The organism is Streptomyces sp. NPDC036813, assembly GCF_055609245.1.
Window position 1 is genome coordinate 82,437 of the sequence record NZ_JBVJPV010000019.1, and the last position, 25,550, is coordinate 107,986.

Here is a 25,550-nt window from a genome sequence, read left to right on the forward strand (position 1 = left end):
CCAGGCCCTCACTTCATCGTCCAGAACCGCTGCACCAGCGACGCGAACACCACCGCCAGCAGCGGCAGCGCGAACCAGAACGTGCTCTGCATCCACCGCAGCTGCCGCACGCCCGGCCGTGCCGCGACCCGGACCACCTCGCGCGCCGCGAGCAGCAGGATCAGCGCGACGGCGGCGAGCGCACCGACCACCGACCACGGCGTCCACGTGATCTGCGGCCCGATCGGACCTGGATCGGCCTTGGGCACCTCGTCGGCGGACGGCCCGCGCAGTGCGTACATGGTCACGTCCGCGTTGGCGAAGACCTTGGCCAGCTCCGGCCGCTTGTCGAGGTTCTGCAGCAGCCGCGGCCGCCAGGTGACCGAGTAGCCGACGTCCAGTTGCAGATAGGTGACCTGACTGCGGCCGATCATCAGGTACGAGTTCGGGCCCGCGTCCCTCAACGCCTTCACCAGCCCGGACACCAGCACCGGGTCGCTCGGCGCGAGCGTCGGCACATAGGTGACCTTCTCCATGTCCTTCGCGCCCCACGGCAGCGCCGGTGTCACGTCGTCGACCGGGTCGCTGGTCAGCCACAGCAGCCGGACCGTCGGATCGTCGTGGGCGTACACCCAGTCCATGGCGGCGACCTCGCCGACCCGGGTCCGCTCGAAGGGTTCGTTGCCCCACCGAGCCACCAGGAAGCCGCCGACCAGCAGCAGCCCCGCCAGCAGCGCGGCCAGCGGGGCGAGGCTGACCCGGTCCTTCTCCCGCTCCTTCGCGGTGACGCCGGTGCGCGGGAACAGGGCGAGCCCGCCGAGCAGTGCGGCGCCGGGCAGCGCGAACAGGAAGACGCGCAGTGCCATCTCACCGCCGTAGGACTGCATGCCGAAGCCCAGGAACGGCACGAAGGTGAGGACCAGCAGTGACCGCTCCCGGTACTTGTGCTCGCGCCGCCGCCACCAGCCCCAGCAGGCGAACGTCATGACACCGCCGGCCAGCAGTACGCGCGTGTACAGCACCAGCTTGTGCGTGGAGCTGCCGCCCTCGATGCGGCCGGAGACGGACGAGGACACGTTGCTGCCGACGCCGCCGACCCCGCCGAACAGGTCGTCGAAGTGGCCCGACCAGTACGGCTCGGCCATGAAGCCGACCCACACGGCGACCAGGACGGCGAACAGCAGCGGCAGACCGCGCAGTTCGGACCTGCCGACCACCACCAGCGCGGCGAGCACGCCCAGCATCACGAACGGGGTGAGCTGGTGGGCCGGCACGCTCGCCGCGTACAGGCCGATCAGCACCGCGAGCAGGACGGCCCGCTGACGGCGGTTCGTGGGTTCCACCTCGGCCTCGCCGGGGCGGTACGTCGTCCACAGCACGCGCGGGGCGCGGAACCAGACCAGCAGGACGGCCACGAACATCAGGTACAGCAGGTAGGTGAAGCCCTGCGGGGAGAAGTAGTCCTGGCCGACCCAGCCGCCCAGCACGAAGATCCACACACCGGTCCACTTCGCCCGCCAGCTTGCCCGCATCGACCGCACCAGCAGGAACATCGGCGCGAGGTACAGCAGTTGGATCGCGGTCGGCCACCAGCGGATGACCTCGGTGACGTCGCCGACCCCGCACGCCTTCAGCACGAACGCGGCCGCCGCGAAGAAACCCGGCCAGCTCCAGCGGGCGTCCAGGTCGGGGACGGCGGAGCCGGTGCGGTCGATGTAGTCCAGGAATCCCAGGTGCTGCCAGGCGGTCGGGAAGCGCGGCTCGGTCTCGATCACGGCCGGCAGCGCGTGCAGCGACACGACCGTCGCGAGCAGGGTGACCAGCAGCAGACCCTTGTGTTCCCGGCCCAGCCACAGCAGCGAGGCGAAGACGGTCACGAGCAGCGCCGCCCCGGCCAGCGTCGGCACGGGCAGCACCGAGACCAGTCCCAGCCCGCCCATGCGGTCCAGGTCGGCGTCGCCGAGCCGCAGCGCGGGCACCCAGTACAGCAGCAGCGCGGCGACGAGCAGAGCGCCGAGGACCAGGCCGGGGCGGGTGGTCAGCAGGCGCCCGCGCCCTGTGGGCGGATTCCCCGGCACCGGCTCCTGCGCCGCGAGGGGCGCCTCCGACCGTACGAGGGCCTCCTCCTCCCCTCCGGCCGTCCCGTCCGCCCCCTGTTCGCCCAGCCCACCGCCGAAAACCTCCCCGAACCCGGCGTCGAAAGCCTCCCCGAAGGGCGCGTCGACCTCGCCGGGTCCCGGGGAGGTCTCCGAGCCCGGCGCGCGGCCCCGTTCTCGGACGGGCTCGACCGGAGGAGCCCCCACGTCGACCGGCGGGCCCAGTGCCCATTCCGGCACCACCGGCGTGCCCGCCGGGGGAGTGCCGGGGCCGGGACGGACGTCGGGCCGCCTTTCCTGGTGGTCGAAGTCGACGTGCACGCCCATGGCGAGGGTGTCCTTGTCCAGCGACCAGGCGGGCCGGCGCGCCCGGACGGCGACGGTCACCTCGCGGGCGCCCAGGTCGGAGAGGTCGCCGTCGGGGGCGGCCGTGTCGTGGACGTACGGGTGCGCCTTCACCGTCCGGTACAGCTTCGGCGCGGCGATCGCGACGATCACCGCGAGCGAGGAGATCTCGGCGACCCCGGCGCCCGTCAGGCCCATGCGCGGCAGGAGCAGCAGCGTCAGGCCGAGCACCAGCACGCACAGCAGGCCCTGCAGCCAGGCCAGTCCGGCGGTGCGGCTCTGGGCGCGCAGCACCGCGAAGTACGTCTCCATCACGACCCGCAGCACCGCGCCCACGGCGAACCAGCGCAGCAGCGGTGTCGCCGCGTCGGCGTAGCCGGGGCCGAAGATGCCGAGGATCCAGGGCGCGCCGACGAACAGCACCCCGGCGACCGGCAGCATGATCCGGGCCATGCGCTTGAGCGCGGCCCGGGTGTCGGAGGCGAGCCGGCCCGGGTCGTGGGAGCCCTCGACGGTGAGTGAGGCGCCCATGTTGATGGCGAGCAGGTTGCAGGTGCCGCCGATGGTGGTGGTGATGTAGAAGTACGCGTTGTCCCGGGAGCTGACCTGCGAGGCGATGATCACCGGGACGAGGTAGACGACCGCGAGGGAGAACAGCGAACCGGTGTAGTCGCCGGCCAGGAACCGCCCGATCTCCCGCGGCGTCGGCGGTTTCGCGTGCTCCGCGGTGGCCCCCGCGTGCCGGGGCACCAGGCGGCGGAAGACCAGCCAGCCCAGCGGCAGCACCGAGAAGGCGATCGCGGCGACCCAGGAGACGAACACGCCGGTCGTCGGGATCGCCACCGCGAACGCGACCAGCAGAGCGAGCTTGACGGCCGAGAACACGGTGTTGCCGACCGGTACCCACAGCGCGCTGCGCAGCCCGGTGAGCACCCCGTCCTGCAGGGTGAGCACGTTCCAGGCGACGACGGCAGCGACGAAGCCGAGCCCGTTGAGCGTGCCGTGCAGGAAGCGGTACGACGGCCCCCACACGTCCAGCGTGGCCAGGAACACCCCGGCCGCCAGCGCCACCACGACCGAACTGCCCGCGTACGTACGGGAGATGAGCCGACCGGTGGTGCGGCCGGCGACCGGGATGAAGCGGGCGAGGGCGCCCGTGAGCGTCACCGCGGTCAGCCCCGCGAGGAGTTTCATCGCGGCGATCGCGGCGGAGCCCTGCCCGACGGCCGACGCGTCGTACCAGCGGGCGGCGGCCAGCCAGAAGCCGAGCCCGAGCACCGCGGAGATGCCGGTGTTCAGCATCAGCGCGTACGCGTTGCGGAACAACTGGCTGCCGCCACCGGGCAGCCGCAGCCGGCGTCTCGGCGGCTGCGGCTCGCGTGGCACGCTCGACGTTTTCTTGGCTGTGGTCGTCGTGTCAGACACGGGATCTGCTGGCCTTCCGGCGGATCTGGCGGGCTCTGCGGAGCATCGCGAACCCCTTGGTCAGGGCACGGTCCCGGAGATACGTGCGGGCGATCGCGCGGCCCTGGAGCAGCCGCTCGAACTCGTCGGCCCCGGTTTCCCGGCGCACGGTCACCCGGTGCAGGGCGTACGGTCCCTGGCGGCGCCGCGCGAGGGCGTTGCCCACGGCGAGTGCCTGCGCGTACCCGGCCCGGCGTACGGCCTGCCGCACCCGCCGGCTGGAGTAGCCGTAGGGGTAGGCGAACGACACGGGCGGCGCGCCCAGTTCCCCGGCGACGATCTCCCGGCAGCGGGTCAGCTCGCGCTCCAGGTCGTCGTCCCCCAGCTGGTCGAGCTGCGGGTGCGTGTGGCTGTGGCCGCCGATCTCCACTCCGGCCGCGGTCAGGGCGCGCACCTGGTCCCAGTCGAGCATGGTGTCCAGGCCGCCGCCCGTGTCGTGCTCGCCGCGCAGCCAGCCGGTGGAGACGAACAGGGTCGCCGGGAAACCGTGCTCGGCCAGCACCGGCAGGGCGTGCCGGTGCACGCCCTCGTATCCGTCGTCGAAGGTGATGAGCACCGGCCGCGCCGGCAGCGGGGTGCCGGAGCGCCAGTGCGCGGCCAGCGCCGCGGTGGTGACCGGGGTGAGGCCCAGGTCGCCGACGGCCGCCATCTGCTCGGCGAACGACTCCGGCGTCACCGACAGGGCGCGGGTGGCGTCGTTGGGCGCGTCGGCGACGGAGTGGTACATGAGGATCGGCACGCTCTGCTCAGACATCGACGTCACCACCGCCCGGTCGCGCGGAGGTGTCGTCGATCGGCCCGGACGAGAACGTCACCTCACCGCGTCGCGCCCGTGCGCTGCCGACGACGTAGCCGCCGGCCGCCGTGAGCACCCCCGCGGCGATGGCGCCGGCCCGGGCCGCGCCGCCCGGCCTGCGCAGGAGCGCGTCGCGCAGGCCGCGGGCGATCCCGGCGGGCAGCACCCGGGTGGTGTACCGGCGTTCGGACTCCAGCCCCTTGTCCGCACCGACGCTGCGGGCCACCAGCGCCTTGGACAGGCCCTCGGCGTACGTGCGGCTGCGGAAGTAGGCGAAGCGCTCGCGCGCCTCGGGCACCCGGTGGTGGATGACGGCGCGATCGTCGAGGAGCAGTACCGCGTCGGGGCGGGCCCGGCCGAGCCGGATGCACAGCTCCGTCTCCTCGCAGCCCAGCGGCCTTCTGTCGCCGTCGCGTCCGATGCCGGTGGCGAAGCCGCCCGCCGCGTCGAACGCCGTACGCCGGAAGGAGGCGTTGCCGCCCAGCACGTTGCGCACCTTCGCGCGCCCGCGGGGCAGCCCCTTGTAGGCGCAGCCCACGACCCAGTCGAACTCCTCGGGGAACCAGTCCGGCCGCCGCCCGGACGCCCACACGGGCACGGTACGGCCGCCGACGGCCATCACCCGCGGGTCCGCGTACCCCTGCGCGAAGTACCCCAGCCAGTCCCGCTCGGCGACGGCGTCGTCGTCGAGGAAGGCGATCACCTCGCCGCGCGCGGCGGCGATGCCGGTGTTGCGCCCGGCGGACAGGCCGCGCGGCCCGGCGTTGGCCAGGACGCGCACCCCTGGTACCTCCTTGTACTCGTGGACGAGCCGGTCGTACAGCGCCGGGTTGTGGTCGACGACCAGCAGTGTCTCCAGGGCCGGGTACGACTGGGCGCCGACCGAGGAGACCGCCGCGAGGATGTCCTCCCAGCGGTCCTCGGTGAACACACAGACGACGACCGAGATGCCCGGGGAGTGCGAGGAGTTTCCCGGCGTGCTCAAGACGCCTCTCCCCGGACCGGACCGACCGTGTCGAGCAGCGGCGACTGGCGTTCCCGGCGGCGCAGCTCACGCCGGTTCGAGCGCTCCTTGAGGATCACCTTCAGCACGCGCAGCCCGTCTCTGACGGCCCGCAGGTTGCTGGTGCCGTGGATGCGCAGGTACTCGTGGCTGGGGATCTCCTGCACCTTCAGGCCGGCCTTGACGACGCGTATGTTCATCAGCGTCTCGACCTCGAAACCGGTGCAGTCGAGCTCGATCTTGTCCAGGCAGTGCCGCCAGAAGGCGTTGTAGCCGTAGCACAGGTCGGTGTAACGGGCCCCGAACTTGCGGTTGACGGCCGTGCACAGCGCCCAGTTGCCCAGTTTGCGGATGAAGGTCATGTCGTCCGTGCCGCCGCCGTTGGCGAACCGGGACCCCTTGGCGAAGTCGGCGCCGGAGACGAGGGCGGAGACGTAGGAGACGATCTCGTTGCCGTCGGCGGAGCCGTCCGCGTCGACCATCACGATGATGTCGCCGCCGGCCGCCTCGAACCCGGTGATGAGGGCGTCCCCCTTGCCCCTGCCCTGCTGGCGCACGACCTTGACGCCGGGCCACAGGTCACGGGCGACCTCGACGGTGTCGTCGGTGGAGTTGCCGTCGACCAGGACGACTTCGTGGATCCAGTCCGGCAGGGTCTTGAAGACGTACGGCAGGTTCTCCGCCTCGTTCATGGCCGGTATCACCACGCTCACCGGCGGTGTGATGGCCAGATGCGAGGAGATCGGCCGGTACTTTCCCGCTGTGTGCGACTCGGGCTCGCCGGCCGTCTGCGTGGCTGTGCTGGGCGAAGGCAGAACTGAGCTCATGGTCGTGTCCCTCTCGTCCGGCGGACCGCCCGCCCCTGGGCGGCCGCTGTGTGTCCGGTTCGAAAGGGGGGTTCTCACGCACGAAAGGGCGCCACGGCGCCTGGTCTTCGTGGGTGAGCTGGTAAAGCTGGCCGGGCCGCCGCAGGTGGGCGGCAGCCGGTCGCGCGGCACGACTCGGTCACATGAGCGGTCACCGAGCACCCCCCTACCGCGCCCCGCCCCGGAACGTCGCGGTCCTGAGCCCTCCCCATGAGCCGCGTGATGACGGACCGATGCGAGTGAGATGTAAGACGATATTTACGGTTGAACCTCTATGGCAAGACCTGGCGCAGATCTCACGATTTTGTTGGTTTGACCGTTACCTCCGCCCGGTTGCGCCGACGCCGGACCCTCACCAGTGCGAGCGTGAGGACGCTGAGCACGGTCACGGCGATGATGCCGCCGGGCACCGACCAGCGGTGCACGGCGAGCATGCCCTGGGCCACCAGCATGTTCACAACGATCGCGCCCGCAACGGCGCCCAGGGCGCGACCGAACGGATCCAGCCCGCGCAGAGCGGCACCGATGGCGCAGCCCGGGGCCGCGAGCAGGAAGAAGGCGGTGCACGGGCCGCGCAGCGGTGTGTCCGCGTCCATGAGCGCGAGCACCGCCCCGGCGACCGCGACGGCCGTCGCGGCGCCCGTGAGCAGCGGTGTCAGGTCCCTCCCCGGTCCTGACCGCGCTCTGTCCGCCTCGTCCCCCGAAGCTGTTGAAGCTGTCTTGATACGGATGGTCTGCATTGGCGACTTTGCCCCCCGAAGCGCCGGATGCCCAGCTTCAATGTCGCGCAGCCGTGACGGGGCGTCAAGACGCCCTGGGGCGGCGTGCCGATAACTGTTCGGAGTTGAACGACGCATGGCCTTCCGGGGAGCGCCGGAGCCCGGTTGTGAAGGCTTCCGGAAATTATTGACATGGACACTTCCCGTCAACACGCGTAGTTGGTACCACGGTTACAGCAGAGATCCTGCTAAAGGGAGGTTCCATGAGACGTTCCCGACTTGTCGTATTCGTCAGCTCGCTCCTCCTCGCCGCCGGTACCGCCCTCGCCGGAGCCGGCGCGGCACAGGCCTCCGAAACCGCCGCGGCCACCGGCTATGTGGCCCTCGGCGACTCCTACTCCTCCGGTGTGGGCGCCGGCGGCTACATCTCCTCCAGCGGTGACTGCGACCGCAGCACGAAGGCGTACCCCTACCTGTGGAACGCCGCCCACGCCCCCTCGTCGTTCGCGTTCGTCGCCTGCTCGGGCGCCCGAACGGATGACGTCATGGCGAACCAGATCGGCTCGCTCAGCACCTCCACCGGACTGGTCTCGATCACCATCGGCGGCAACGACGCCGGGTTCTCCGACGTCATGACGACCTGTGTGCTCCAGTCCGACAGCGACTGCCTCGCCCGCATCGACACCGCCAAGGCCTACGTCGACTCGACGCTCCCCGGCAAGCTCGACACCGTCTACTCGGCGATCAGCTCCAAGGCCCCCGACGCCCACGTCGTCGTCCTCGGCTACCCCCGCTTCTACAAGCTCGGCACCACCTGCCTCGGCCTGTCCGAGACCAAGCGCTCCGCCATCAACGGCGCGTCCGACTACATCGACGCCGCCATCGCCCGCCGCGCCGCCGCACACGGCTTCACCTTCGGTGACGTGCGCACCACGTTCACCGGCCACGAGATCTGCTCCGGCAGCTCCTGGCTGCACAGCGTCAACTGGCTCAGCATCGGCGAGTCCTACCACCCCACCGCCGCCGGTCAGTCGGGCGGCTACCTGCCGGTCCTGACCAACTCCTGAGGCCGGCCGGCCGAGTCCTCACTCCTCACGGGGATTCGGAGGCCGAAGGCGTGGGGGAGGTCCCGCCCGTCGGGGTCTCCTCCACGCACGTCACCGAGAACGGCACCTGGTTCGACGGGACCCGCACCGGTGCGCGCACCTCCACGCCGAGCGCGTTGCGGTAGGTGCCGCTCGCGTCGTACGTCGTCACGCTGACCCGGTCATGCCGCGTCCGCTCCCCGCCCTCGGGGAACGACAAGGTCTTCCACCCGGTGTCCGTGACCTCGCCGTCCCGCGCCACCCACCGGTACTCCACCTGCGCGGGCAGCCGCCCCACCGTGAACGTCGCCGTGAACGACGGCGCCTGCGCGCCCGGCGGCGGGCAGCTCCCGGCGTAGTCCGTGCGGGTCCCCGTCACGCTCACCATGACGGACTGCGGCGGCGCCGAGGACGTCGGCGGTGCGCTGCTGCGGCTGGGCGTGGGCGTCGGCGTGTCCTGCCGCCGGGTGTGCTGCTGACCGGGCGTCGGCGACGGACTCTGCCGGGCGGTGGTGGCCGCGGCGCTCCCGCCCCCGTGGCCGCCGCCCTCGTGCAGCAGCGCGTACGTCAGGCCGCCGGCCGCCAGCGCCAGCGCGGCCAGGCCCGCGACGAGCACTGCGGCACGCCGGCGGCGGTGGTCCGGCTCGGGCTCCTCCTCGGGTACCGGCACCGGCACCGGCGCGGGCAGCGGGGGAGTGGGCGCCGGTTCCTCGCGGTGGATGACCGTCGTCGCGGCGTACGCCCCGACGGGCACGGTCGGCGTCCCCGGGTCGCCCCCCGCCCCGATCACCCTGAGGTCCCGCTCGGCCACGTCCGCCGGCAGCCGCTCGGCCGGGTCCTTGCGCAGCAGCCCGGCGATCACCGGGGCGAGCGGCCCGGCCCGGTGCGGCGGCGGCAGCTCCTCGTCGACGATGGCGCGCAGCGTGCTCAGCGGGGTGTCGTGGCGGAACGGGGAGTGGCCCTCGACCGCCGCGTACAGCAGTACACCGAGCGCCCACAGGTCGGACTCCGGGCCCGGCCGGCGGCCCAGCGCCCGCTCCGGCGCGAGGAACTCGGGCGAGCCGATGACCTCCCCGGTCATGGTCAGCGCCGAGCTGCCCTCGACCAGCGCGATGCCGAAGTCGGTCAGCACCACCCGGCCGTCGTTGGAGAGCAGCACGTTCGCCGGCTTCACGTCCCGGTGCAGCACCCCGACGTCGTGCGCGGCCCGCAGCGCGGCCAGCACCTCGGCGCCGATGTGCGCGGCCCGCCGCGGGGTCAGCGGCCCCTCCGCGTCCAGCAGCTCGGCCAGCGAGATGCCGCGGACCAGCTCCATCACGATCCACGGGCGGCCGTCCTCGGTGGCCACGTCGTACACCGTGACCACGTTCCGGCTGGTCACCCGGGCCGCCGCCCACGCCTCGCGCTCCAGGCGGGCGTACATCCGCTCCACGTCGGAGCCCGGCAGCCCGGCCGGGGCACGCACCTCCTTGACGGCGACCTCGCGGTGCAGCAGCTCGTCGCGGGCCCGCCACACCGTGCCCATGCCGCCCTGGCCGAGCGGGGACAGCAGACGGTAGCGACCCGCGATCAGCCGTTCACGGCCCGGCTCTGAAGACACGGGCGCCCCCATTCGCCTCCGGTGGACATCCCTGCTCCTTCATGAAAGTAGCTCACCCGAGGGCGGTTGCCGCCCCTTTGAGCACCAATCCGGCACCCAGCACCACCACGACGGACGCCGACCCCAGCGGAGCCGCCCGACGGACCAGCGCCGCCACCGCGCCCTCGGCCCAGCGCGGACGCCGGCCCAGCGCCCGCGCCGCCGTCCCGCCCAGCCGGACCACGGCCACCCCGGCCGCGGTCAGCGTCAGGGCGAGCCCCGCGCCGTACGCCACCACCAGCAGCAGCCCGAACCACGCCCGGCCCAGGGCCGCCGCACCGACCAGGACCACCACGGCCGACGGGCTGGGCACCAGCCCCCCGGCGAAGCCGAGCAGCAGCGTGCCGCGGAGAGTGGGGCGCGGATGGTCGTGCCCGCCGTGCTGGTGGTCGTGGTCGTCCTCGTGGTGATGGTGATCGTGAGGGTGGTGATGATGACCGTGGCGATGGCCGTGGCCGTGGCCGTGGTGGTGCCAGGCCCGTCGTACGAGGGTGACGCCCGCGGCGGTCACCAGGGCGCCGCTCGCGACGCCCAGCCAGGCGATCACCGAGGGCGCCGCGGCGGACCCCGCGGTGACCAGCAGGCCCAGGACGACCACGCCGAGCGTGTGGGTCACCGTGACGGACGCGGCGAGCGGCAGGACGTCCCGCAGCCGCGCCCGGCCGCCACGGGCGGTCGCCGTCGCCGCCATCACCGTCTTGCCGTGGCCCGGCGCGAGCGCGTGCAGCGCGCCCAGAGCGACCGCGACGAGCAGGGCGAGGGCGGCGAAGCCCACGGTCAGGTCGTGCCGGGCGACCAGGCCGTCCAGAGCGCGCGTGAAGCGGTCGGCGCCCCGCGGCAGCACCGAAGCGGCGGGCGCGTCCTGCGTCTCCTGGGGTGCGGCGAGGGCGGGGCCGCCGGGCCGCACCCGCAGGGCCGCGGTCGACGTGTCGGCCGGAGAGGAGAGCAACTCCCGGGGGTACCGCGTGAGTTCGCGCGACGAGGACTCCCGCGGCACGTCGGAGCCGGTGAGCGTCATCCGGTCGCCCCGTGCGGTGATCTCCCGCCAGCCCGGTCCGGAGGACGCTCCGGCGCTGCGGAAGGCGACGGCCACGGCCCGGTCCCGGGGCAGCGGAGCGGTGAACCGGCACTCCACGCGCAGCGTCCGCAGTCCCGCCTGCCCCGGCCGTTCCCGCGCCACGCCCCCGGCGACGGCGAGGGCGGCAGGGCGGCCGTCCACGGTGACGCGGCTGCCGCTCCCCGCCTCCACGCACCGGGCGCGCGCCCAGCCGCTCAGACCCAGCCGTTCGATCTCCGGCCCGGCCTGGGCCGCCGGGATCTCGGCCAGGTCCTCGACGTGGTCGACACGTAGCTCGCCCGGGGCGGCGACCAGGCCGTCGTAGCGGTTGACGGTGAAGTTGCCCAGGGGATGGGCACCGGCACCCGGCGCGGACAGCATGGTGAGGGCGCCGGCGGCGAGCAGCACCGCGGAGCCGGACACCAGGCGCCTCATCGGGCCACCTCCGCACGAGCGGCACGGGCACCCAGCGGCGAGAAACCGGCGTTCAGCTCGAGGGCTGCCCGCAGGTGGGCGTCCGCCGCGGCCCGGTGCCCGGTGGCCCGCTCGACCGTCCCGAGGTGGTACAGGAACACGGCGCTGCGGTACCCCGTGGCGAGGGCCCGCCGCGCGTGCGGCAGGGCCTCGGTGTCCCGCCCGTTGACGTGCAGCGCCCAGCCGAGCGCGTCCTCGGTGTGCACCGTGCGGCGGCGGGACCACTCGGCGCGGGCGGCGCGCAGGGCCGCCGCCCGGTCGCCGTGGTCGGCGGCCGCGAGTGCCGTGTCGAGGTCGGCGTCGACCCCGTTGGCGCGGGCCAGCGCCGTCCAGGCGTCGACCAGGGCGTACTGCGCGCGCGCCCGTGCCCGGTCTCCGCGGTCCTCGTACAGCTCGCCGAGCGCGACGAGCGGACCCGGCAGCGGGGCCCGGGCGACGACCTGTTGCAGACCCCGGATCGCGGCGGCGCGGTCGCCGAGGGCGGCCTGGGCGCGGGCACGGCCCTCCAGGGCCGGCAGGTAGCCGTCGTCGGCGGCCAGTGCGCGGGCGTAGTGCCGCAGGGCACCGGAGTGGTCGCCCTGGTTGAAGGCCAGCTGGCCGAGCTGGGTGGCGACGTAGGCGACGTCGCCGGGCGCGGACGCGGCGGCGAGGGCCTGCTCCAGGACCCGCCGTGCCGTGGCCACGTCGCCCCGCAGCTCCCGCACGTACGCGTACCGGGTGAACACCGGCACGCCCGGCCGCCGCGCGTCCGCCGTGTCGGCGGCCCGAGCCGCCTCGTCGTACCGGCCGAGTTCGACGAGCGCGTCGATGCGGCTGCACAGGGCGCGCTCGCTGTACGGGTTCCGTGCGAGGGCGCGGTCCGCGTCGGCGAGGGCTCCGGCGAAGTCGTGCCGGGCCGCGGCGAGGGCGGCGCGGCCCGCGAGCGCGGCGTCGTTGTCCGGCCGCAGCTCCAGGGAGCGGCGCAGTGCCTGTGCCGCCTGCGGGTAGCGGGAGGGATCGGCCGTGGTCCGCGCCTGCTCGACGTACGCCAGGCCCAGGGTCGCCCAGCCGGTGAAGTCCCGTGGCTGGGCGCGCAGCCCGGCCTGCAGCGCCCGGACACCCGCGTCCAGGTCGCCCCCGCGCAGCAGGGCCGGAGAGGTCACCGCGCCGGGCGCGGCGGCGACGCTCACCCCCGCGCCGTTCCGTTCCCCGCCCAGCGCGATGCTTCCTCCGGTCAGCGCCACGGCGAGCAGCACGGCACACCCGGCGATCCACCGGAAGCCGGGCCTGTCGGTCCTGTTGTCGTCCGGCACCTTGTCGTCCGGCAGCTTGTCGTCCGGCACCTTGTCGTCCAGCAGCTTGTCGTCCATCAGCGGCGACGTCCCCTCCGTTTCGTGTCCCGGATTCAGTACGGCCGCCGCGCGCGCCGCCGCCACCACGCCAGCGCGGTGCCGATCAGCAGGACGCCGGCGGCGCCCGAGGCGGCGGACGCGGCGATCAGGGTCGTGTTCGCCGTGCTGCCGGCGGGCTCGAGCGCGTCGCCCAACTGGCTGCGCACGTCCGCACCACCGCTCGTGCCCTTGGCGACCGGTCCGCGCGACCCCTCGGTCGGCAGGGCCAGGTACGGGAAGGAGTGGCCGAACTCCTTGTCGTTGGCGTCGACCGCGTCGCCCAGGTCGTTCTTGGAGCCCACCAGCTCGCCCTCGACGACCTGGAGCGCGGCGTCGATCACGTCGTCGGTCAGCCGGCGGCCGTTGGGGAAGCCCGCGTTGTCCCCGTCGAGGACGCCGAGCCGCTTGGGGTGCATCGTGGGCTTCACCGAGGTGTTCAGGCGCAGTTCCTCGGCGGGTGTGACGTGCGGCGGCTGGTTGAGGCCCTGGACGCCCTTGAGGAACACGTCGACCAGGTCGTTGCGCGGCTCCGCCGGTGCCTTGATCTTGTAGATCCCCTCAATGAGCTTGGGCAGCTCGGGCTCGGTGACGTTCTTCAGGAACCGCGCGTCCTCCGCCGGAGCGGAGGCGTTGAACGTGTCCTTGTCCTTCTGCGGGTTGACCACCTCGTTGACCAGCGGGTTGCCGAGCCGGGAGACCTGCGTGTAGTGGCCGCGCGCGTTCCTGCGCTGGGTGGTGGACCAGATGCCGACGACCGGCTGGTGGGGCGACCGGGTGATCATGGCGGTGGGGACCTGCAGGGCGATGGAGTTGACGTTGTAGCCCTTGAGCGTGTCGTTGCCGACCTCGGACAGGTTCCCGCCGTACAGCAGGTCGAAGACGCGCAGGTCAAGGAAGAACGGGTCGTCCGCCTGCCCGGCGAACGTCACCGCTCCGTTGGGCAGCTTGTGCACGGCCTGGTCGCGCAGCATGCCGTAGTGCGGCATGGACGCCTTGCCGACGTCGGACGGCGCCACCGGCACGTCGTCGGCGATCTTCGTCTTCGACGCCATGTGGTGGTTCTTCATCCGTATGAGATCGATGTCGTACGTCTGCGTCACGTTCAGGTCCGGATCGTCGAGGCTGTCCACCGGACCGGTGTTGTACAGGAACGTGGCCTTGTTCTTGGTGTGCGTGGTGAACGTGTACCGGAAGAGCAGGTCGCCCTGCGCGTCACCGTCGTTGTCGATGTGCAGGTCGTACTGGGCGTCCTCGGCGAAGGGGTAGAAGTTCGGGCCGCCGGCCGGTTCCTCGAAGGGGATCCAGTTGGCGACGAGCGTCGTCGTCTCCGGCCGGTCCGGGCTGACGAACGCGTACAGGTCCGTGTTGTCGTACTGCGGGGTGCCCGAGATCAGCGGGGCCTCGCGATGGCTGGAGGCGTGCGCCGTGCGCGGCGCCAACGCGGAGGTGCCGGCGGCCGCGAGCCCGGCGGCCGCGAGCGCTCCGCACATCAGCGCCGCGAGAGGGCCGCGCGTCCTGCCACTGCTGGAGATGGGTGCCATACCGTCCGTCCTGTGTGCCGACTTGCCTGACGCTCTGTCTTCGCAGCCCCGGCGCCGGCGGATTGGTCCGGCGGTGGATTTGTTTCGGAACCCGCCCGACCCGCGTTTTCGCCCCCGTGATCCGTACCTCCGTCCGGAGGTGCGTTCGGTGCGGATGCCTGGAGTGCGGGGACGGGGCCGGTGCGGCCGGCGAGAAGGGGACCGGGTGGCGGCGGACGAGCTGCTGATGCGGGTGGCGGGGGGTGACCAGCGGGCCTTCGAGGAGTTGTACGCCCTGGTGTCCGGACCGGTGTTCGGTCTGGTGCGGCGGGTGGTGCGGGACGCGGCCCAGGCGGAGGAGGTGGCGCAGGAGGCGCTGCTGGAACTGTGGCGCAGCGCCGCCCGGTTCGACCCGCGGCGCGGCAGCGCGCTGGCCTGGGTCCTCACCCTCGCCCACCGCCGGGCCGTGGACCGGGTGCGCAGCGCCCGCGCGGCCGGTGAACGCGAGCGCCGCGAGGCCCTGCGCGCCGCGGCGCCCGCCTTCGACCAGGTCACCGAGGAGGTCGAGGCCGGTCTCGAACGGGAGTGGGTGCGTCGCTGCCTGGACCGCCTGACGGCCCTTCAGCGCCAGTCCGTCACCCTCGCCTACTACGACGGCTACACCTACCGTGAGGTCGCCGACCGCCTGTCGCTGCCGCTGGGCACGGTCAAGACCCGTATGCGCGACGGACTGTCCCGGCTGCGCGAGTGCCTCGGGGGGACGGCATGAGCCACCGCGCGCGGATCTTCTCCCTCCCGGAGGGTGCCCTGTGAGCCTGTTCGGACGCCTTGTGCGGCGCGGTGATCCGCACTCGCTCGCCGCGCCCTACGCCCTTGACGCCCTCGACGCCGCCGAGCGGACCCGCTTCGACAAGCACCTGGCCGGCTGTGCCCGGTGCGCCGCCGAGGTGCGCGTACTCGCCGAGGACGCCGTCCGGCTCGCCTGGTCCGCGGCCGCCCCGGCGCCGCCCGCGCTGCGCGAACGGGTGCTGGCCGCCGTACGCGCCACCCCGCAGGAACCGGCACCGGCCCGCGCGCCCCGGCTGCCCCCGCACGTGTGGGGGACGCAGCCGCCTCCGGGGCGCTCCCGTGCGCCCCGGCCGCGCCCCCTGCTGGTGCCGCTGGCCACCGCGACCGCCGCCGCCGCGCTCGTCGTCGCCTCGCTGTTCGCCGTCCAGGCCGGCCGCACCGCCGACCGGCTGGCCGCCGAGCGGGACCGCGCGCGTGAGATCGCCCACGTTCTGGCCGCGCCGGACGCCCGCTCGGCGACCGGGCGGGATGCGCGCGGCCGCACGATCGGAGTGATCGCTTCCGTATCCGAGCGGCGGGCGGTGATCACGCTCCGCGGATACGGCAGCCCACCCGCCGGTCGCGTCCGGCAGCTGTGGCTCGTGCGCCCCGGCGCACGGCCCCGCTCCCTCGGGCTGATCGACGGCGACACGCCCTTGGTGGCGTCCGGTCTCACCCGGCCGTCGACATCACTCGCTGTAACCGTCGAGCCGGACGGCGGCTCGGTGCAGCCCACCGGTCAGCCGGTTGTCCAACTCGCCCTGGATTCACTCGGATTCGGAGAGTAATCACGGAGGCATCGTCAACCCCCTTACGGGGAAGGTGAATCCTGTGGCCGCGATACACGAGTGCCTCACCGGGGCGATAGGGTTACCCTGCCCGGGCCGGGTGGACTCGTACGGGTGGGGAGTGACATGGATCAGATAACGATGCGCAGCAGGGCCAGGGTCCCTGCGATCACCTGCGGGAGCAGCGCGACCAGTTCGCGTCTGGACCGCCATCTCTCGGTGCTCGGCGGCCCCGCCGTACCGCAACGCGAGACGGTCGAGGCGACCTCGCTGATGCGCGAACTGACGACACGTGACACCGCACGCAGCGGAACCGGCAGGCGGTCGCGGGTGAGCGGCGTCTCGCTGTTCGCCCCGCTGCGCCGGCTGCGCCGTTCGCTGTTCGGCAACAACCGGCACTGAGGGTTCGCGCTCAGGCGACCACACCGTCCCGGCGCAGCGCTGCGATCTCGTCGTCCGTCATCCCCACGGCGCGCAGTACCGCCCCGGTGTGCTCGCCGAGCGCGGGCACGTCCCCCATCCGCGGCTCCGCCCCGCCCGGCAGCGTGATCGGGGGCAGCAGCGCCCGCAGCGGTCCGGCCGGCGAACCCACCTCACGCCACCGCTGACGGGCCGCCAGCTGTGGATGCTCCGCCAGTTCGCCGACGTCCCGCAGTCGTGCGCAGGCGATGCCCGCGGCCTCGAGCCGTGCCAGTGCCTCGTCGGTGTCCAGCTTCGCCAGTGCCGCGCCGACCAGTTCGTCCGTCCGCTCCCGGCGGGCGACCCGCGCGGCGTTCGTCGCGAACTGCGGATCGGTCCCCAACTCCGGCCTTTCCAGAACTTGTTCGGCCAGCCGTCGCCACTCCCGGTCGTTCTGCACCGACAGCAGCACCCGGCCCCCGTCGCCCGTCGGGTAGGCGTCGTACGGCGCGATGACGGCGTGCGCGAGGCCGGTGCGGGCCGGGGGAGTGCCGCCGTGCAGGACGTGGTGCAGCGGATGCCCCATCCACTCGGCGAGCGCCTCCAGCATCGACACCTCCACCGGGCCGCCCCGGCCGGTCGTCCCGCGCCGCAGCAGCGCCGCCAGCACGCCCGAGAACGCGTACATCCCGGCCGCGATGTCCGCGGCCGGGATGCCCGCCTTCACCGGCTGCTCCGGCGTACCGGTCACCGACACCAGCCCCGCCTCGCACTGCACGAGCATGTCGTACGCCCGCTTGTCCGCGTACGGGCCGCTCGCGCCGTATCCCGAGATGTCCACGGCGACCAGCCGCGGGTGGAGGGCGCACAGCGTGGCCGCGTCCAGGCCGAGCCGGGCCGCGGCGCCCTGCGCCAGGTTCTGCACGAACACGTCCGCCTCCGCCACCAGCCGCCGCACGACGGCCAGGCCGCGCGGGTCCTTCAGGTCCAGCGCGGCGGACTCCTTGCCGCGGTTGCACCACACGAAATGCGAGGCCAGACCGCGCGCGGCGGTGTCGTAACCGCGCGCGAAGTCACCGCCGTCGACCCGCTCGACCTTGATCACCCGGGCGCCGAGATCGGCGAGCTGACGAGTGGCGAACGGGGCCGCGACGGCCTGCTCGACGGCGACGACGGTGATGCCCTCGAGGGGCAGCGGGAGCTGGTCCATGGACCGGATCATGACCCGCCGCCCCTGCTTTGTCAGCAGTGATTCAGCTCTCCCCGCGCGCGTACCGGCGCACGGCGAGCGGCGCGAACAGGGCGAGCAGCACCGCGCACCACGCCAGCGAGCCGGCCACCGGGTGGGCCACCGGCCAGGCGGCGCCCTCGGGTACGGGCGCGTTGCCGAACAGGTCCCGCAGGGCCGTCGTCACCGCGCTGATCGGGTTCCACTCGGCGAGCGCGCGCAGCCAGCCGGGCATGCCGTCGACGGGGATGTAGGCGTTGGACAGCAGCGGCAGCATGAAGGTCGCGCTGCCCAGCTGCCCGGCCGCCTCCTCGCTGCGGCTCAGCAGCCCGAGGAAGATCCCCACCCAGGAACAGGCGAACCGGAAGAGCAGCAGCAGGCCGAGCGCGCCCGCCGCCTGAAGCGCCGAGCCCTCGATCCGCCACCCCACCAGCAGTCCGACCAGCAGGAACGGCACCATCCCGGCGGCCGTGACGGCGAGATCGGCGGCTGCCTGCCCGAGCGGTACGGCGGCCCGGCTCACCGGCAGGGTGCGCAGCCGGTCCGTCACACCCCGGTGCACGTCCTGCGCGGCCTGGAACATGCCGGTCATCAGCCCGTTGGCGGCGGTCGCCACCAGCAGCCCCGGCACCAGGAAGGAGCGGTACTGCGCCCCCGGCATCGCCAGCGCGCTGCCGAAGACGTACCCGAAGAAGAGCAGCATCGTGACCGGCATGGTCTGGGTGAGGACGACCAGGCCCGGGTTGTTGCGCAGCCGGCGCAGCTGCCGTCCCACCATCGCGGTTCCGTCGTACACCAGCGCGGTCATGCCGGGACCTCCGTCCGGTCGGTGAGCCTGAGGAAGACGTCGTCGAGGGTGGGAGGCCGGATGCTCGCGTCGAGCAGCGGGACGCCGGCCGCGTCGAGTGCGCGCACCAGGTGGGGCAGGGTGAGGGTGGTGTCCCGGGTGACCGCCGCCACGGCCTGCCGGTCGTGGTCGAAGGAGGGCTCCGCGCCGGTCAGCCGGTCGAGCACCGCCGCCGCCTTCGCCAGCGCGTCCGGGTCCGCGACGACGACCTCGGCCTGGGCGCCGACGATCGCCTTCAGCTCGGCGGGGCTGCCGGTGTGGGCGACCCGGCCGCGGTCGACCAGGGCGATGTCGTCGGCGAGCCGGTCGGCCTCCTCGAGGTACTGCGTCGTCAGCAGCACGCTCGTGCCCTGTGCCCTCAGGTCGCGCACGGCGTCCCAGATCCGGTTGCGGCTGGCCGGGTCCAGCCCGGTCGTCGGCTCGTCCAGGAACAGCACGTCGGGGCGGCACACCAGGCTCGCCGCGAGATCGAGCCGGCGCCGCATCCCGCCCGAGTAGGACGACGCCGGGCGGTCGGCGGCCTCGGCGAGCCCGAAGCGCTCCAGCAGCTCGGCGGCCCGCGCCGCCGGGCCCCGCACCCGGTGCAGCCGCGCGAACAGCCGCAGGTTCTCGCGCCCCGTCAGATCCCCGTCGACCGTCGCGTACTGCCCGGTGACGCCGATCCGGCGGCGTACCGCATCGGCCTCGCGGACCAGGTCGTGCCCGGCGATCCGCGCGGAGCCGGCGTCCGGCCGCAGCAGTGTGGTCAGCAGCCGAACCGCCGTCGTCTTGCCCGCCCCGTTCGGCCCGAGCAGGCCGCACACCGTGCCCGCGGGCACCGCGAGATCGAGCCCGCGCAGGGCCCGCACCTCCCCGAAACGCTTCTCCAGACCTTCACTAAGTACAGCGTACGTAGAAGTCATGGCACGACCATACCGCACTACGTACGGTGTACGTAACTACGATGGGAGGCGAGGTGATGATCGATGGCGGGCCGAGCGGCTGTACCCGAAGTGATCTGGGCGCGCCCCGAGCGCACCGGCCGGGGGCCGAAACCGGCGTACACCCGGTCCGGCATCGCCGAGGCCGCGGTGCGCGTCGCCGACGCCGAGGGGCTGGACGCGGTGTCGATGCGGCGGGTCGCCGCCGAACTGGGCTGCGGCACCATGTCGCTGTACAACTACGTCCCCCGTAAGGAGGACCTGTACGAGCTGATGGTGGACGCGGTCAGCGCCGAGCACGAGCAGTGGGAGCCGAGCGGCGACTGGCGCGCCGACATGCTCCGGGTCGCCCACCAGACCCGCGCGCTGATGCACCGCCACCCCTGGGTGCCGCGCCTGATGTCACCGGTCTACGGCTTCAGCCCGAACGCCCTGCGCTACCTGGAGCACTGCCTGGCCTGCCTGGACCCGCTGCAGGCGTCCTACGGCACCAAGATGGAGCTCATCGCCATGATCAACGGCGTGGTGACGACGTACACGGCGAACGAACTGGCCACCGCCGAGCGCACCCGCGCCCTGCCCTGGTCCCCGGAGGAGGAGACCGCCGTACGGATCGCCTACCTGGGCGCCCAGGTGGCGAGCGGCTCGTACCCGCGGATGGCGGTGGCGTTCACGGAGGACACCGGCCCGATCGACCTCGAGGCGGTGTTCGAGCGGGCACTGGGGCGCGTGCTGGACGCGTTCGAGCCCCGGACCTAGGGGGCGTCCTGTCGGTCGGGCCAGGCGTCGCGAGCCCGGTCCGACCGACAACGCCCCCCCTGGCTAGAGCAGTGCGAACTGGCCTTCCGGGCCCTCCTCCTGGTGGTCCAGGACGGAGGCCGGGCGGCGTGCCGACGCGGGGACCGGCAGGACGCCCGCTGCGCGCAGGTCGGAGGCGGTGACGGGGGAGGAGATCTCCCACTGGGCCTGCTGGGAGCGGACGTCCGCCAGGAGGGCGAGGACGGTGATCAGCTCCAGCAGCTCCGACGTCCACACCTGCGGCCACGTCGCCGGCCGGATGGCGGTCAGGGTGCCGGGCTCGCCCTCCGCGATCCGCGCCGCGCACCACTGCTCCAGCACCCGGACGCCGTCCACCTCGTAGTCCCAGGCCGCCGTCGGCACCGGCGCGACACGGCCGTCCTCCAGGTGGAGGGCCTCCTCCTCGCGGTCGTAGTGCACCGTGAGCGGACGGGACGGCAGCGGTGCGCGGACGTAGGGGCGGCGGCCACCGGGCAGCTTGGGCCGCTCACCGTCGCGCCGCATCAGCCACAGCGCCCGCCGGCCCAGCTCCACCCCGCGCGCCCACAGCTCGGGATCCCCGGTGAGCGGTACGCCGTGGTCGGGGCGGACGGCCGTGAGCGTCCAGGCCAGGAGGTCCGGCGCGGTCACCGGATGGCCGAGGAGGCCGGCGAGATGGTCCAGGAGACCGGGGGCGAGATTGGGTTCCGTGCCGTCCGGGCGGCGGTACAGCGGACGCACCCGGCCGCCCCGCAGCAGCGGGAAGCACGACGTGGCCAGCAGCGTGTCCGGCAACTCGGCCACGAACACCTGCCGCTCGTCCGCCACCCGCCACAGCTCCGGCCGGGCCGCGTCGATCAGCCGGTGGTCGGGGATCAGCCACTGCTCGTCGAACGGCGCGACCAGCGCCCGCACCGGCTCCGGGCACGGACCCGACGCCCGCGCGAGTCTCTCCGTACCGGCCCGCTGCCCCGGCAGTTGCCCGACCGCCGAGTGCAGGGTGCGCGCCCGCGTCGGCTCGAACAGTGCCTCGCGGTCGGGGACGCCGGCCTCCAGCAGGGCGCCCCAGCGGGCCTTCAGGGACGCGGCGTCGGGACCCACCGGCCAGCTGCGGCCGAGCCGCGGCGGTGCGACGGACCACGGCATGAGGTCCGCCAGCAACGGAACGTCGTCGTACGTCACGCCCGGCATCGTACGACGGGCCCGGGCCCCGTCGTCCGGATCGTTCCGGCCTCGCGGGCTCCGGCCCGCACTCCGCCGAGCTCCACGAGCGGGGGCACTCACACCGGCGCACCTCTCGCCCCCGCTCGGACCGGCCGTAAGCGCACCGCTCCTGACAGCCGGTCCGATCCCGTCGGCCGTGCCCGGCGGCAGCCGCGTGACGCGGATGATCCGGGATCGGCGAGGGCGGCGGACGGGTCAGCCGGTGCTGACGATGTCCGTCCGGAAGCCGCCACGACACGGCCGGACTCGGTCTCGCAGGCGTGGGCCCGAAGTGCGCGTTGTGGGGTGCCGCAGGACCACGAGACGCTGCTGTGGAAGGGGCCCTGCCGAGGGACGGCGGGGCTACCACCTCATGCAGCCGGAAGCACCGCCCGGAGCGTGATCGGAACACTCCGAGGCTGATCCGAACGAAATCCCTTAATGCGCTTCGAGGGTGACGGTGAAGGAGAAGCGGTCGCCGCGGTAGTGGATGACCGCCACGTCCAGCACCCGCCCCTGCTGGTCGTAGGTGACGCCGGTGTAGTGCAGGATCGGGCTCAGCAGCGGCACCTGGAGCAGCCGGGAGGTCTCCGGGTCCGCCAGCCGGGCCTCCACCGTGTCCGTGATCCGGCTGATGTCCACCCCCACGACGTCCCGCAGCACCTTCGTCATCGGCCAGCGGGTCAGGTCCTCGGGGTCGATGAGGGCGGCCAGTTCGGGCCGCACCCAGTTGCGGGCGTGGTTGGTCGGCTCACCCGTCTTCTCGTCACTGCGCAGCCGGTGGTACGTCGCCGCCTCGGCCAGCTCCGGGAAGAAGCCGGCGAGTTCGGCCGGGACGGGACCGCTGCCGTGCTCCAGCAGCTCGGTCACCATGCCGGACTGCTGGGCCACGATCGCGTCCACCGAGCCCAGCAGCCGCACCGGGGCGCCCCGCTGGGCGGCGGGCTCGATGAACGTGCCGCGCCGCCGGTGCCGGGTGATCAGCCCCTCCTCCTCCAGCTCCTTCAGCGCCTGCCGCATGGTCAGCACGCTCACGCCGTAGTGTCCGGCCAGCTGCTCCTCGGTGGGCAGGCGCAGCGGGTCCTGCGGCGAGCGGCCGAGTATCGAGGCGCGCAGCGACTGCGACACCTGGTACCACAGCGGCAGCTTGCGGTTCAGGACGATCGAATCCGGGGCGAAGGAGGTCACGGGGCCATCCGTACCGGTCGGGGCGGGGTCACTGCAACCAGATCACGAAGGTGTGCGGAAGTGACGCTCGAGGCCCTGCCAGACGTCGTCGTAGCGCTGCTGGAGGTGGTCCGCGCGCGCCGCGTGCGGCGTGAGCGTCACCGGCCAGCGGGTCTCGAACATGAACGCCAGCCCGTCGTCGAGCTTCTGCGGCTTCAGCTCCGCGCTGCTGGCCCTGTCGAACGTCTCCCGGTCCGGCCCGTGCGCCGACATCATGTTGTGGAGCGAGCCGCCGCCCGGCACGAAACCCCCCTCCCCGGCCGTCTTCGCGTCGTAGGCGCCCTCGATCAGGCCCATGTACTCGCTCATCACGTTCCGGTGGAAGTACGGCGGCCGGAACGTGTCCTCGCCGACCAGCCAGCGCGGCGCGAAGACGACGAAGTCGACACCGGCGAGCCCGGGGGTGTCGCTCGGCGAGGTCAGCACGGTGAAGATCGACGGGTCCGGGTGGTCGTAGGAGATCGTCCCGATCACATTGAAACGGCGCAGGTCGTACACGTACGGCACGAGGTTGCCGTGCCAGGCGACGACGTCCAGCGGCGAGTGGTCGTACGTCGCGTGCCACAGGTTGCCGCAGAACTTGTTCACCACCTCCACCGGCCCCTCGACGTCCTCGTACGCCGCGACCGGCGCCTGGAAGTCCCGGGCGTTGGCCAGGCCGTTGGCGCCGATCGGGCCGAGGTCGGGCAGGCGGAAGGGGGCGCCGTAGTTCTCGCAGACGTAACCTCGGGCGCTGTCGTCGAGGAGTTCGACGCGGAAGCGCACCCCGCGCGGGATGAGCGCCACATGGCCGGGCTCGGCGTGCAGCAGGCCGAACTCCGTGTGCAGCAGCAGCCCGCCGCGCTCGGGGACGATCAGCAGCTCGCCGTCCGCGTCGCTGAACACGCGGCCCATGGAGGCGTTGGCGTGGTACAGGTGCACGGCCATGCCGGTGCGCTGGGTGGCGTCACCGTTGCCGCCGAGCGTCCACAGGCCGGCCAGGAAGTCCGTCTCGGGCCCCGGCTCGGGCAGCGGGTTCCAGCGCAGCCGGTTCGGGTCGGGGGCGGTCTGCGTGAAGGGGGCCGTGCGCAGCGCGCCGTTGCCGGTGCGGGTGAACGCCGGGTGGGCGGCCGAGGGGTGGATGCGGTACAGCCACGAGCGGCGGTTGTGTGCCCTCGGCTCGGTGAACGCCGTCCCGCTCAGCTGCTCCGCGTACAGCCCGAGGGGGGCGCGCTGGGGCGAGTTGCGGCCGACGGGCAGGGCGCCGGGGACGGCCTCCGAGCCGTGCTCGTTGCCGAATCCCGACAGGTAGGTCAGCCCCTCGGCTCTCTTGCGCGCGTCCCCGCTCATGCACATCGCTCCCTTGCGCTGCTCTTGCGTCGTCGGAACCATGGCGGTCGCTCTACGGCGACCGGATTCCTATGCAACACCGTAGGATTGCGGTTTCGCGGGCGCAAGGGGGATACCGGCCCTACCGGAGGGCTACGGCCGGAACCCGACCTCAGGGGGATCCGGCGGGCCGGACGGCTGTTCTACGCTCCCCGGCATGGCGTGGAGGCATGGCCTTCTCGGCGCGCTCGTGGTCGCTGTGCTGCTGTTTCTCGGATCGGCGGGCTGCGGCTCGGGCGAGGCGACGGGACGGGAGAAACAGGGCACGGGGGACACCACCCACCCGGTGGGCAAGGTCCTCGACGACACGGACCGGGAGGGGCGGCACTATCGCGAGATCGGCGCGAAACACGCGCCCGAGGTGGGCATCGAGGTGCAGCCGCACGCCGGTGGCACGTGGGACGTACGGCTGATCCTGCACCGCTTCCGCCTCTCACCGGCCGGTACGAGGACCGAGGCGGTGGCCGGGCGCGGTACGGCGCGCCTGTCGGTGGACGGCCACCGGGTCGCGGACCTGCGCACGCCGGTGTACCGGCTGCCGGCCCACCTGGTCCCGCACGGCCTGCACCACGTCACCGTGCGCCTCTACGCCGACGACGGCACGGTCTGGGCGGTCGACGGCAAGGCGGTGCAGAGCACGGCGGACATCACGGCGTCAGGGGATGCTGCGGGCTCCACGGCGCGGGGTCCGGGTGCGGCGGTGGTACGGGGCGACGGCGCTCGGCGTGAGGGCGCTCGCGCCGCGGGAAGCGGTGACAGCGCCCGGCGTGCAGCGGTGCGCGGTGACGGCCGTAGGCATCGGGCGGCGGGAGGTGCCGGCAGGCGGGCTGCGGTGGTGAGACGGGACGCGGTCCGGCGGCCTGCGGTGAGCGGTGGGGGCGCTTCCGTGCGTACCGGGGGTCGAGGTTCACCGGACCCCGGCGGAAAGGCATCATGATGCCCGTGCCCGACGCGACATCCCTTCGCCGTGCGCCAGTGCAGCGGCGCAGTGCCGAACGGCTGACCAGGATCCTCGACGCGTGCGCCGACCTGCTCGACGAGGTCGGCTACGACGCCCTGAGCACCCGGGCGGTCGCGCTGCGGGCCGGCGTGCCCATCGGCTCGGTCTACCGTTTCTTCGGCAACAAGCGGCAGATGGCCGACGCGCTCGCCCAGCGCAACCTCGACCGCTACACCGACCGGGCCGTCGAGCGGCTCAAGGGGGTCGCCCGGGGCGACTGGCGCGCGGCGATGGACGCGGTGCTGGACGAGTACCTGGCCATGAAGCGCACGGCGCCCGGCTTCTCCCTCGTCGACTTCGGCAACCAGATACCCATCGGCGCCGCGCACACCGAGCCCAACCTGCGGGTCGCCGGCCGGCTGACGGACCTCCTGGCGGGCTTCCTGGGCCGCGAGCCGGACGAGGCCCTGCGCCGCACGTTCCTGGTCGCCGTGGAGACAGCCGACACACTGGTCCAGCTGGCGTTCCGGATGAACCCCCAGGGCGACGAGGCGATCATCGCCGAGACCCGCGAACTGCTGCGGGCGTATCTGGGCCGAGTCCTGGACTGAG

The 25,550-nt window shown here is 73.3% G+C and carries 22 protein-coding genes; 7 read left to right on the top strand and 15 right to left on the bottom strand.

Annotated elements, in window-relative coordinates:
- Nucleotides 1-8: 8 nt before the first annotated feature.
- From ACZ67Q_RS32660 to ACZ67Q_RS32680, 5 genes are all read right to left on the bottom strand, one after another.
- Nucleotides 9-3,845 (bottom strand): lipopolysaccharide biosynthesis protein, encoded by a 3,837-nt coding sequence (locus ACZ67Q_RS32660; RefSeq protein WP_471189578.1) that lies wholly within the window; start codon nucleotides 3,843-3,845, stop codon nucleotides 9-11.
- Nucleotides 3,838-4,638 carry a polysaccharide deacetylase family protein gene (locus tag ACZ67Q_RS32665; RefSeq protein WP_471189580.1) on the bottom strand — a complete coding sequence of 267 codons (801 nt, stop codon included), beginning with the start codon at nucleotides 4,636-4,638 and terminating at the stop codon, nucleotides 3,838-3,840. Before ACZ67Q_RS32665 ends, ACZ67Q_RS32660 begins: the two co-directional genes overlap by 8 nt.
- Nucleotides 4,631-5,665, bottom strand: coding sequence for a glycosyltransferase family 2 protein (locus ACZ67Q_RS32670; protein WP_471189582.1), 1,035 nt, complete (start codon nucleotides 5,663-5,665; stop codon nucleotides 4,631-4,633). The genes ACZ67Q_RS32665 and ACZ67Q_RS32670 overlap by 8 nt, the downstream gene beginning before the upstream one ends.
- Entirely contained in the window at nucleotides 5,662-6,510 is an 849-nt protein-coding gene (locus ACZ67Q_RS32675) for a glycosyltransferase family 2 protein (RefSeq protein WP_471189584.1), read from the bottom strand. Before ACZ67Q_RS32675 ends, ACZ67Q_RS32670 begins: the two co-directional genes overlap by 4 nt.
- Nucleotides 6,511-6,845: 335 nt before the next feature.
- On the bottom strand, nucleotides 6,846-7,289 hold the full coding sequence (locus tag ACZ67Q_RS32680) for a hypothetical protein (RefSeq protein ID WP_471189586.1): 444 nt from the start codon (nucleotides 7,287-7,289) through the stop codon (nucleotides 6,846-6,848).
- 242 nt (nucleotides 7,290-7,531) lie between these two features.
- On the opposite strand from ACZ67Q_RS32680, the gene ACZ67Q_RS32685 reads away from it, so the two are divergent.
- Complete coding sequence (locus ACZ67Q_RS32685) at nucleotides 7,532-8,335, top strand: SGNH/GDSL hydrolase family protein (protein ID WP_471189588.1); 804 nt, start codon at nucleotides 7,532-7,534, stop codon at nucleotides 8,333-8,335.
- Nucleotides 8,336-8,360: 25 nt separating this feature from the next.
- Here ACZ67Q_RS32685 and ACZ67Q_RS32690 read toward each other — a convergent pair whose 3' ends face one another.
- Genes ACZ67Q_RS32690 through ACZ67Q_RS32705 form a run of 4 tightly spaced genes read right to left on the bottom strand, consistent with a single transcriptional unit; the run spans nucleotide 8,361 to nucleotide 14,434 of the window.
- Nucleotides 8,361-9,953 carry a serine/threonine-protein kinase gene (locus tag ACZ67Q_RS32690; protein WP_471189590.1) on the bottom strand — a complete coding sequence of 531 codons (1,593 nt, stop codon included), beginning with the start codon at nucleotides 9,951-9,953 and terminating at the stop codon, nucleotides 8,361-8,363.
- 52 nt (nucleotides 9,954-10,005) lie between these two features.
- Nucleotides 10,006-11,484: a nickel transporter gene (locus ACZ67Q_RS32695; protein ID WP_471189592.1), complete on the bottom strand. Its 1,479-nt coding sequence runs from the start codon at nucleotides 11,482-11,484 to the stop codon at nucleotides 10,006-10,008.
- Nucleotides 11,481-12,872 (bottom strand): tetratricopeptide repeat protein, encoded by a 1,392-nt coding sequence (locus tag ACZ67Q_RS32700; protein ID WP_471189594.1) that lies wholly within the window; start codon nucleotides 12,870-12,872, stop codon nucleotides 11,481-11,483. The genes ACZ67Q_RS32695 and ACZ67Q_RS32700 overlap by 4 nt, the downstream gene beginning before the upstream one ends.
- 35 nt (nucleotides 12,873-12,907) lie before the next feature.
- Nucleotides 12,908-14,434: a DUF4331 domain-containing protein gene (locus ACZ67Q_RS32705; RefSeq protein ID WP_471189596.1), complete on the bottom strand. Its 1,527-nt coding sequence runs from the start codon at nucleotides 14,432-14,434 to the stop codon at nucleotides 12,908-12,910.
- 205 nt (nucleotides 14,435-14,639) lie between these two features.
- On the opposite strand from ACZ67Q_RS32705, the gene ACZ67Q_RS32710 reads away from it, so the two are divergent.
- The 3 genes from ACZ67Q_RS32710 (at nucleotide 14,640) to ACZ67Q_RS32720 (ending at nucleotide 16,431) form a co-directional block, all read left to right on the top strand.
- Nucleotides 14,640-15,182 (top strand): sigma-70 family RNA polymerase sigma factor, encoded by a 543-nt coding sequence (locus tag ACZ67Q_RS32710; protein WP_471189598.1) that lies wholly within the window; start codon nucleotides 14,640-14,642, stop codon nucleotides 15,180-15,182.
- Between the two features lie 40 nt (nucleotides 15,183-15,222).
- Nucleotides 15,223-16,029, top strand: coding sequence for an anti-sigma factor (locus ACZ67Q_RS32715; RefSeq protein ID WP_471189600.1), 807 nt, complete (start codon nucleotides 15,223-15,225; stop codon nucleotides 16,027-16,029).
- 126 nt (nucleotides 16,030-16,155) lie between these two features.
- Nucleotides 16,156-16,431, top strand: a complete 276-nt coding sequence (locus ACZ67Q_RS32720) for a hypothetical protein (protein ID WP_471189602.1) — start codon at nucleotides 16,156-16,158, stop codon at nucleotides 16,429-16,431.
- 10 nt (nucleotides 16,432-16,441) lie between these two features.
- Here ACZ67Q_RS32720 and ACZ67Q_RS32725 read toward each other — a convergent pair whose 3' ends face one another.
- Genes ACZ67Q_RS32725 through ACZ67Q_RS32735 form a run of 3 tightly spaced genes read right to left on the bottom strand, consistent with a single transcriptional unit; the run spans nucleotide 16,442 to nucleotide 19,405 of the window.
- The gene (locus ACZ67Q_RS32725; protein ID WP_471189604.1) at nucleotides 16,442-17,638 is read right to left on the bottom strand and encodes a CaiB/BaiF CoA transferase family protein; all 1,197 of its coding nucleotides are present in this window, start codon (nucleotides 17,636-17,638) and stop codon (nucleotides 16,442-16,444) included.
- Between the two features lie 43 nt (nucleotides 17,639-17,681).
- Complete coding sequence (locus ACZ67Q_RS32730; protein WP_471189606.1) at nucleotides 17,682-18,464, bottom strand: ABC transporter permease; 783 nt, start codon at nucleotides 18,462-18,464, stop codon at nucleotides 17,682-17,684.
- Nucleotides 18,461-19,405 carry an ATP-binding cassette domain-containing protein gene (locus ACZ67Q_RS32735; RefSeq protein ID WP_471189608.1) on the bottom strand — a complete coding sequence of 315 codons (945 nt, stop codon included), beginning with the start codon at nucleotides 19,403-19,405 and terminating at the stop codon, nucleotides 18,461-18,463. The genes ACZ67Q_RS32730 and ACZ67Q_RS32735 overlap by 4 nt, the downstream gene beginning before the upstream one ends.
- Nucleotides 19,406-19,468: 63 nt before the next feature.
- Here ACZ67Q_RS32735 and ACZ67Q_RS32740 point away from each other — a divergent pair, with 63 nt between their 5' ends.
- Entirely contained in the window at nucleotides 19,469-20,182 is a 714-nt protein-coding gene (locus ACZ67Q_RS32740) for a TetR/AcrR family transcriptional regulator (RefSeq protein WP_471189610.1), read from the top strand.
- 63 nt (nucleotides 20,183-20,245) lie between these two features.
- Here the strand turns inward: ACZ67Q_RS32740 and ACZ67Q_RS32745 are convergent, their stop codons facing one another.
- From ACZ67Q_RS32745 to hmgA, 3 genes are all read right to left on the bottom strand, one after another.
- Complete coding sequence (locus ACZ67Q_RS32745; protein WP_471189612.1) at nucleotides 20,246-21,391, bottom strand: type ISP restriction/modification enzyme; 1,146 nt, start codon at nucleotides 21,389-21,391, stop codon at nucleotides 20,246-20,248.
- Nucleotides 21,392-21,841: 450 nt separating this feature from the next.
- On the bottom strand, nucleotides 21,842-22,591 hold the full coding sequence (locus ACZ67Q_RS32750) for a GntR family transcriptional regulator (RefSeq protein WP_471189614.1): 750 nt from the start codon (nucleotides 22,589-22,591) through the stop codon (nucleotides 21,842-21,844).
- Nucleotides 22,592-22,633: 42 nt separating this feature from the next.
- On the bottom strand, nucleotides 22,634-23,959 hold the full coding sequence (hmgA, locus tag ACZ67Q_RS32755; protein WP_471189616.1) for a homogentisate 1,2-dioxygenase: 1,326 nt from the start codon (nucleotides 23,957-23,959) through the stop codon (nucleotides 22,634-22,636).
- A 196-nt stretch (nucleotides 23,960-24,155) separates the two neighbouring features.
- On the opposite strand from hmgA, the gene ACZ67Q_RS32760 reads away from it, so the two are divergent.
- Together ACZ67Q_RS32760 and ACZ67Q_RS32765 are read left to right on the top strand one after the other, a co-directional pair.
- Entirely contained in the window at nucleotides 24,156-24,935 is a 780-nt protein-coding gene (locus tag ACZ67Q_RS32760; RefSeq protein ID WP_471189618.1) for a hypothetical protein, read from the top strand.
- The gene (locus ACZ67Q_RS32765; protein ID WP_471189620.1) at nucleotides 24,932-25,549 is read left to right on the top strand and encodes a TetR/AcrR family transcriptional regulator; all 618 of its coding nucleotides are present in this window, start codon (nucleotides 24,932-24,934) and stop codon (nucleotides 25,547-25,549) included. Before ACZ67Q_RS32760 ends, ACZ67Q_RS32765 begins: the two co-directional genes overlap by 4 nt.
- Nucleotide 25,550: the final 1 nt, after the last annotated feature.

Excerpts from the sequence above, each read along its gene's own strand:
- hmgA (WP_471189616.1), bottom strand. The coding sequence starts at position 23,959 with ATGAGCGGGGACGCGCGCAAGAGAGCCGAGGGGCTGACCTACCTGTCG.
- ACZ67Q_RS32680 (WP_471189586.1), bottom strand. The coding sequence starts at position 7,289 with ATGCAGACCATCCGTATCAAGACAGCTTCAACAGCTTCGGGGGACGAG.
- ACZ67Q_RS32705 (WP_471189596.1), bottom strand. The coding sequence starts at position 14,434 with ATGGCACCCATCTCCAGCAGTGGCAGGACGCGCGGCCCTCTCGCGGCG.
- ACZ67Q_RS32700 (WP_471189594.1), bottom strand. The coding sequence starts at position 12,872 with ATGGACGACAAGCTGCTGGACGACAAGGTGCCGGACGACAAGCTGCCG.
- ACZ67Q_RS32675 (WP_471189584.1), bottom strand. The coding sequence starts at position 6,510 with ATGAGCTCAGTTCTGCCTTCGCCCAGCACAGCCACGCAGACGGCCGGC.
- ACZ67Q_RS32725 (WP_471189604.1), bottom strand. The coding sequence starts at position 17,638 with ATGGACCAGCTCCCGCTGCCCCTCGAGGGCATCACCGTCGTCGCCGTC.
- ACZ67Q_RS32720 (WP_471189602.1), top strand. The coding sequence starts at position 16,156 with ATGGATCAGATAACGATGCGCAGCAGGGCCAGGGTCCCTGCGATCACC.
- ACZ67Q_RS32740 (WP_471189610.1), top strand. The coding sequence starts at position 19,469 with ATGGCGGGCCGAGCGGCTGTACCCGAAGTGATCTGGGCGCGCCCCGAG.
- ACZ67Q_RS32765 (WP_471189620.1), top strand. The coding sequence starts at position 24,932 with ATGATGCCCGTGCCCGACGCGACATCCCTTCGCCGTGCGCCAGTGCAG.
- ACZ67Q_RS32665 (WP_471189580.1), bottom strand. The coding sequence starts at position 4,638 with ATGTCTGAGCAGAGCGTGCCGATCCTCATGTACCACTCCGTCGCCGAC.
- ACZ67Q_RS32685 (WP_471189588.1), top strand. The coding sequence starts at position 7,532 with ATGAGACGTTCCCGACTTGTCGTATTCGTCAGCTCGCTCCTCCTCGCC.
- ACZ67Q_RS32695 (WP_471189592.1), bottom strand. The coding sequence starts at position 11,484 with ATGAGGCGCCTGGTGTCCGGCTCCGCGGTGCTGCTCGCCGCCGGCGCC.
- ACZ67Q_RS32735 (WP_471189608.1), bottom strand. The coding sequence starts at position 19,405 with ATGACTTCTACGTACGCTGTACTTAGTGAAGGTCTGGAGAAGCGTTTC.
- ACZ67Q_RS32730 (WP_471189606.1), bottom strand. The coding sequence starts at position 18,464 with ATGACCGCGCTGGTGTACGACGGAACCGCGATGGTGGGACGGCAGCTG.
- ACZ67Q_RS32760 (WP_471189618.1), top strand. The coding sequence starts at position 24,156 with ATGGCGTGGAGGCATGGCCTTCTCGGCGCGCTCGTGGTCGCTGTGCTG.
- ACZ67Q_RS32745 (WP_471189612.1), bottom strand. The coding sequence starts at position 21,391 with ATGCCGGGCGTGACGTACGACGACGTTCCGTTGCTGGCGGACCTCATG.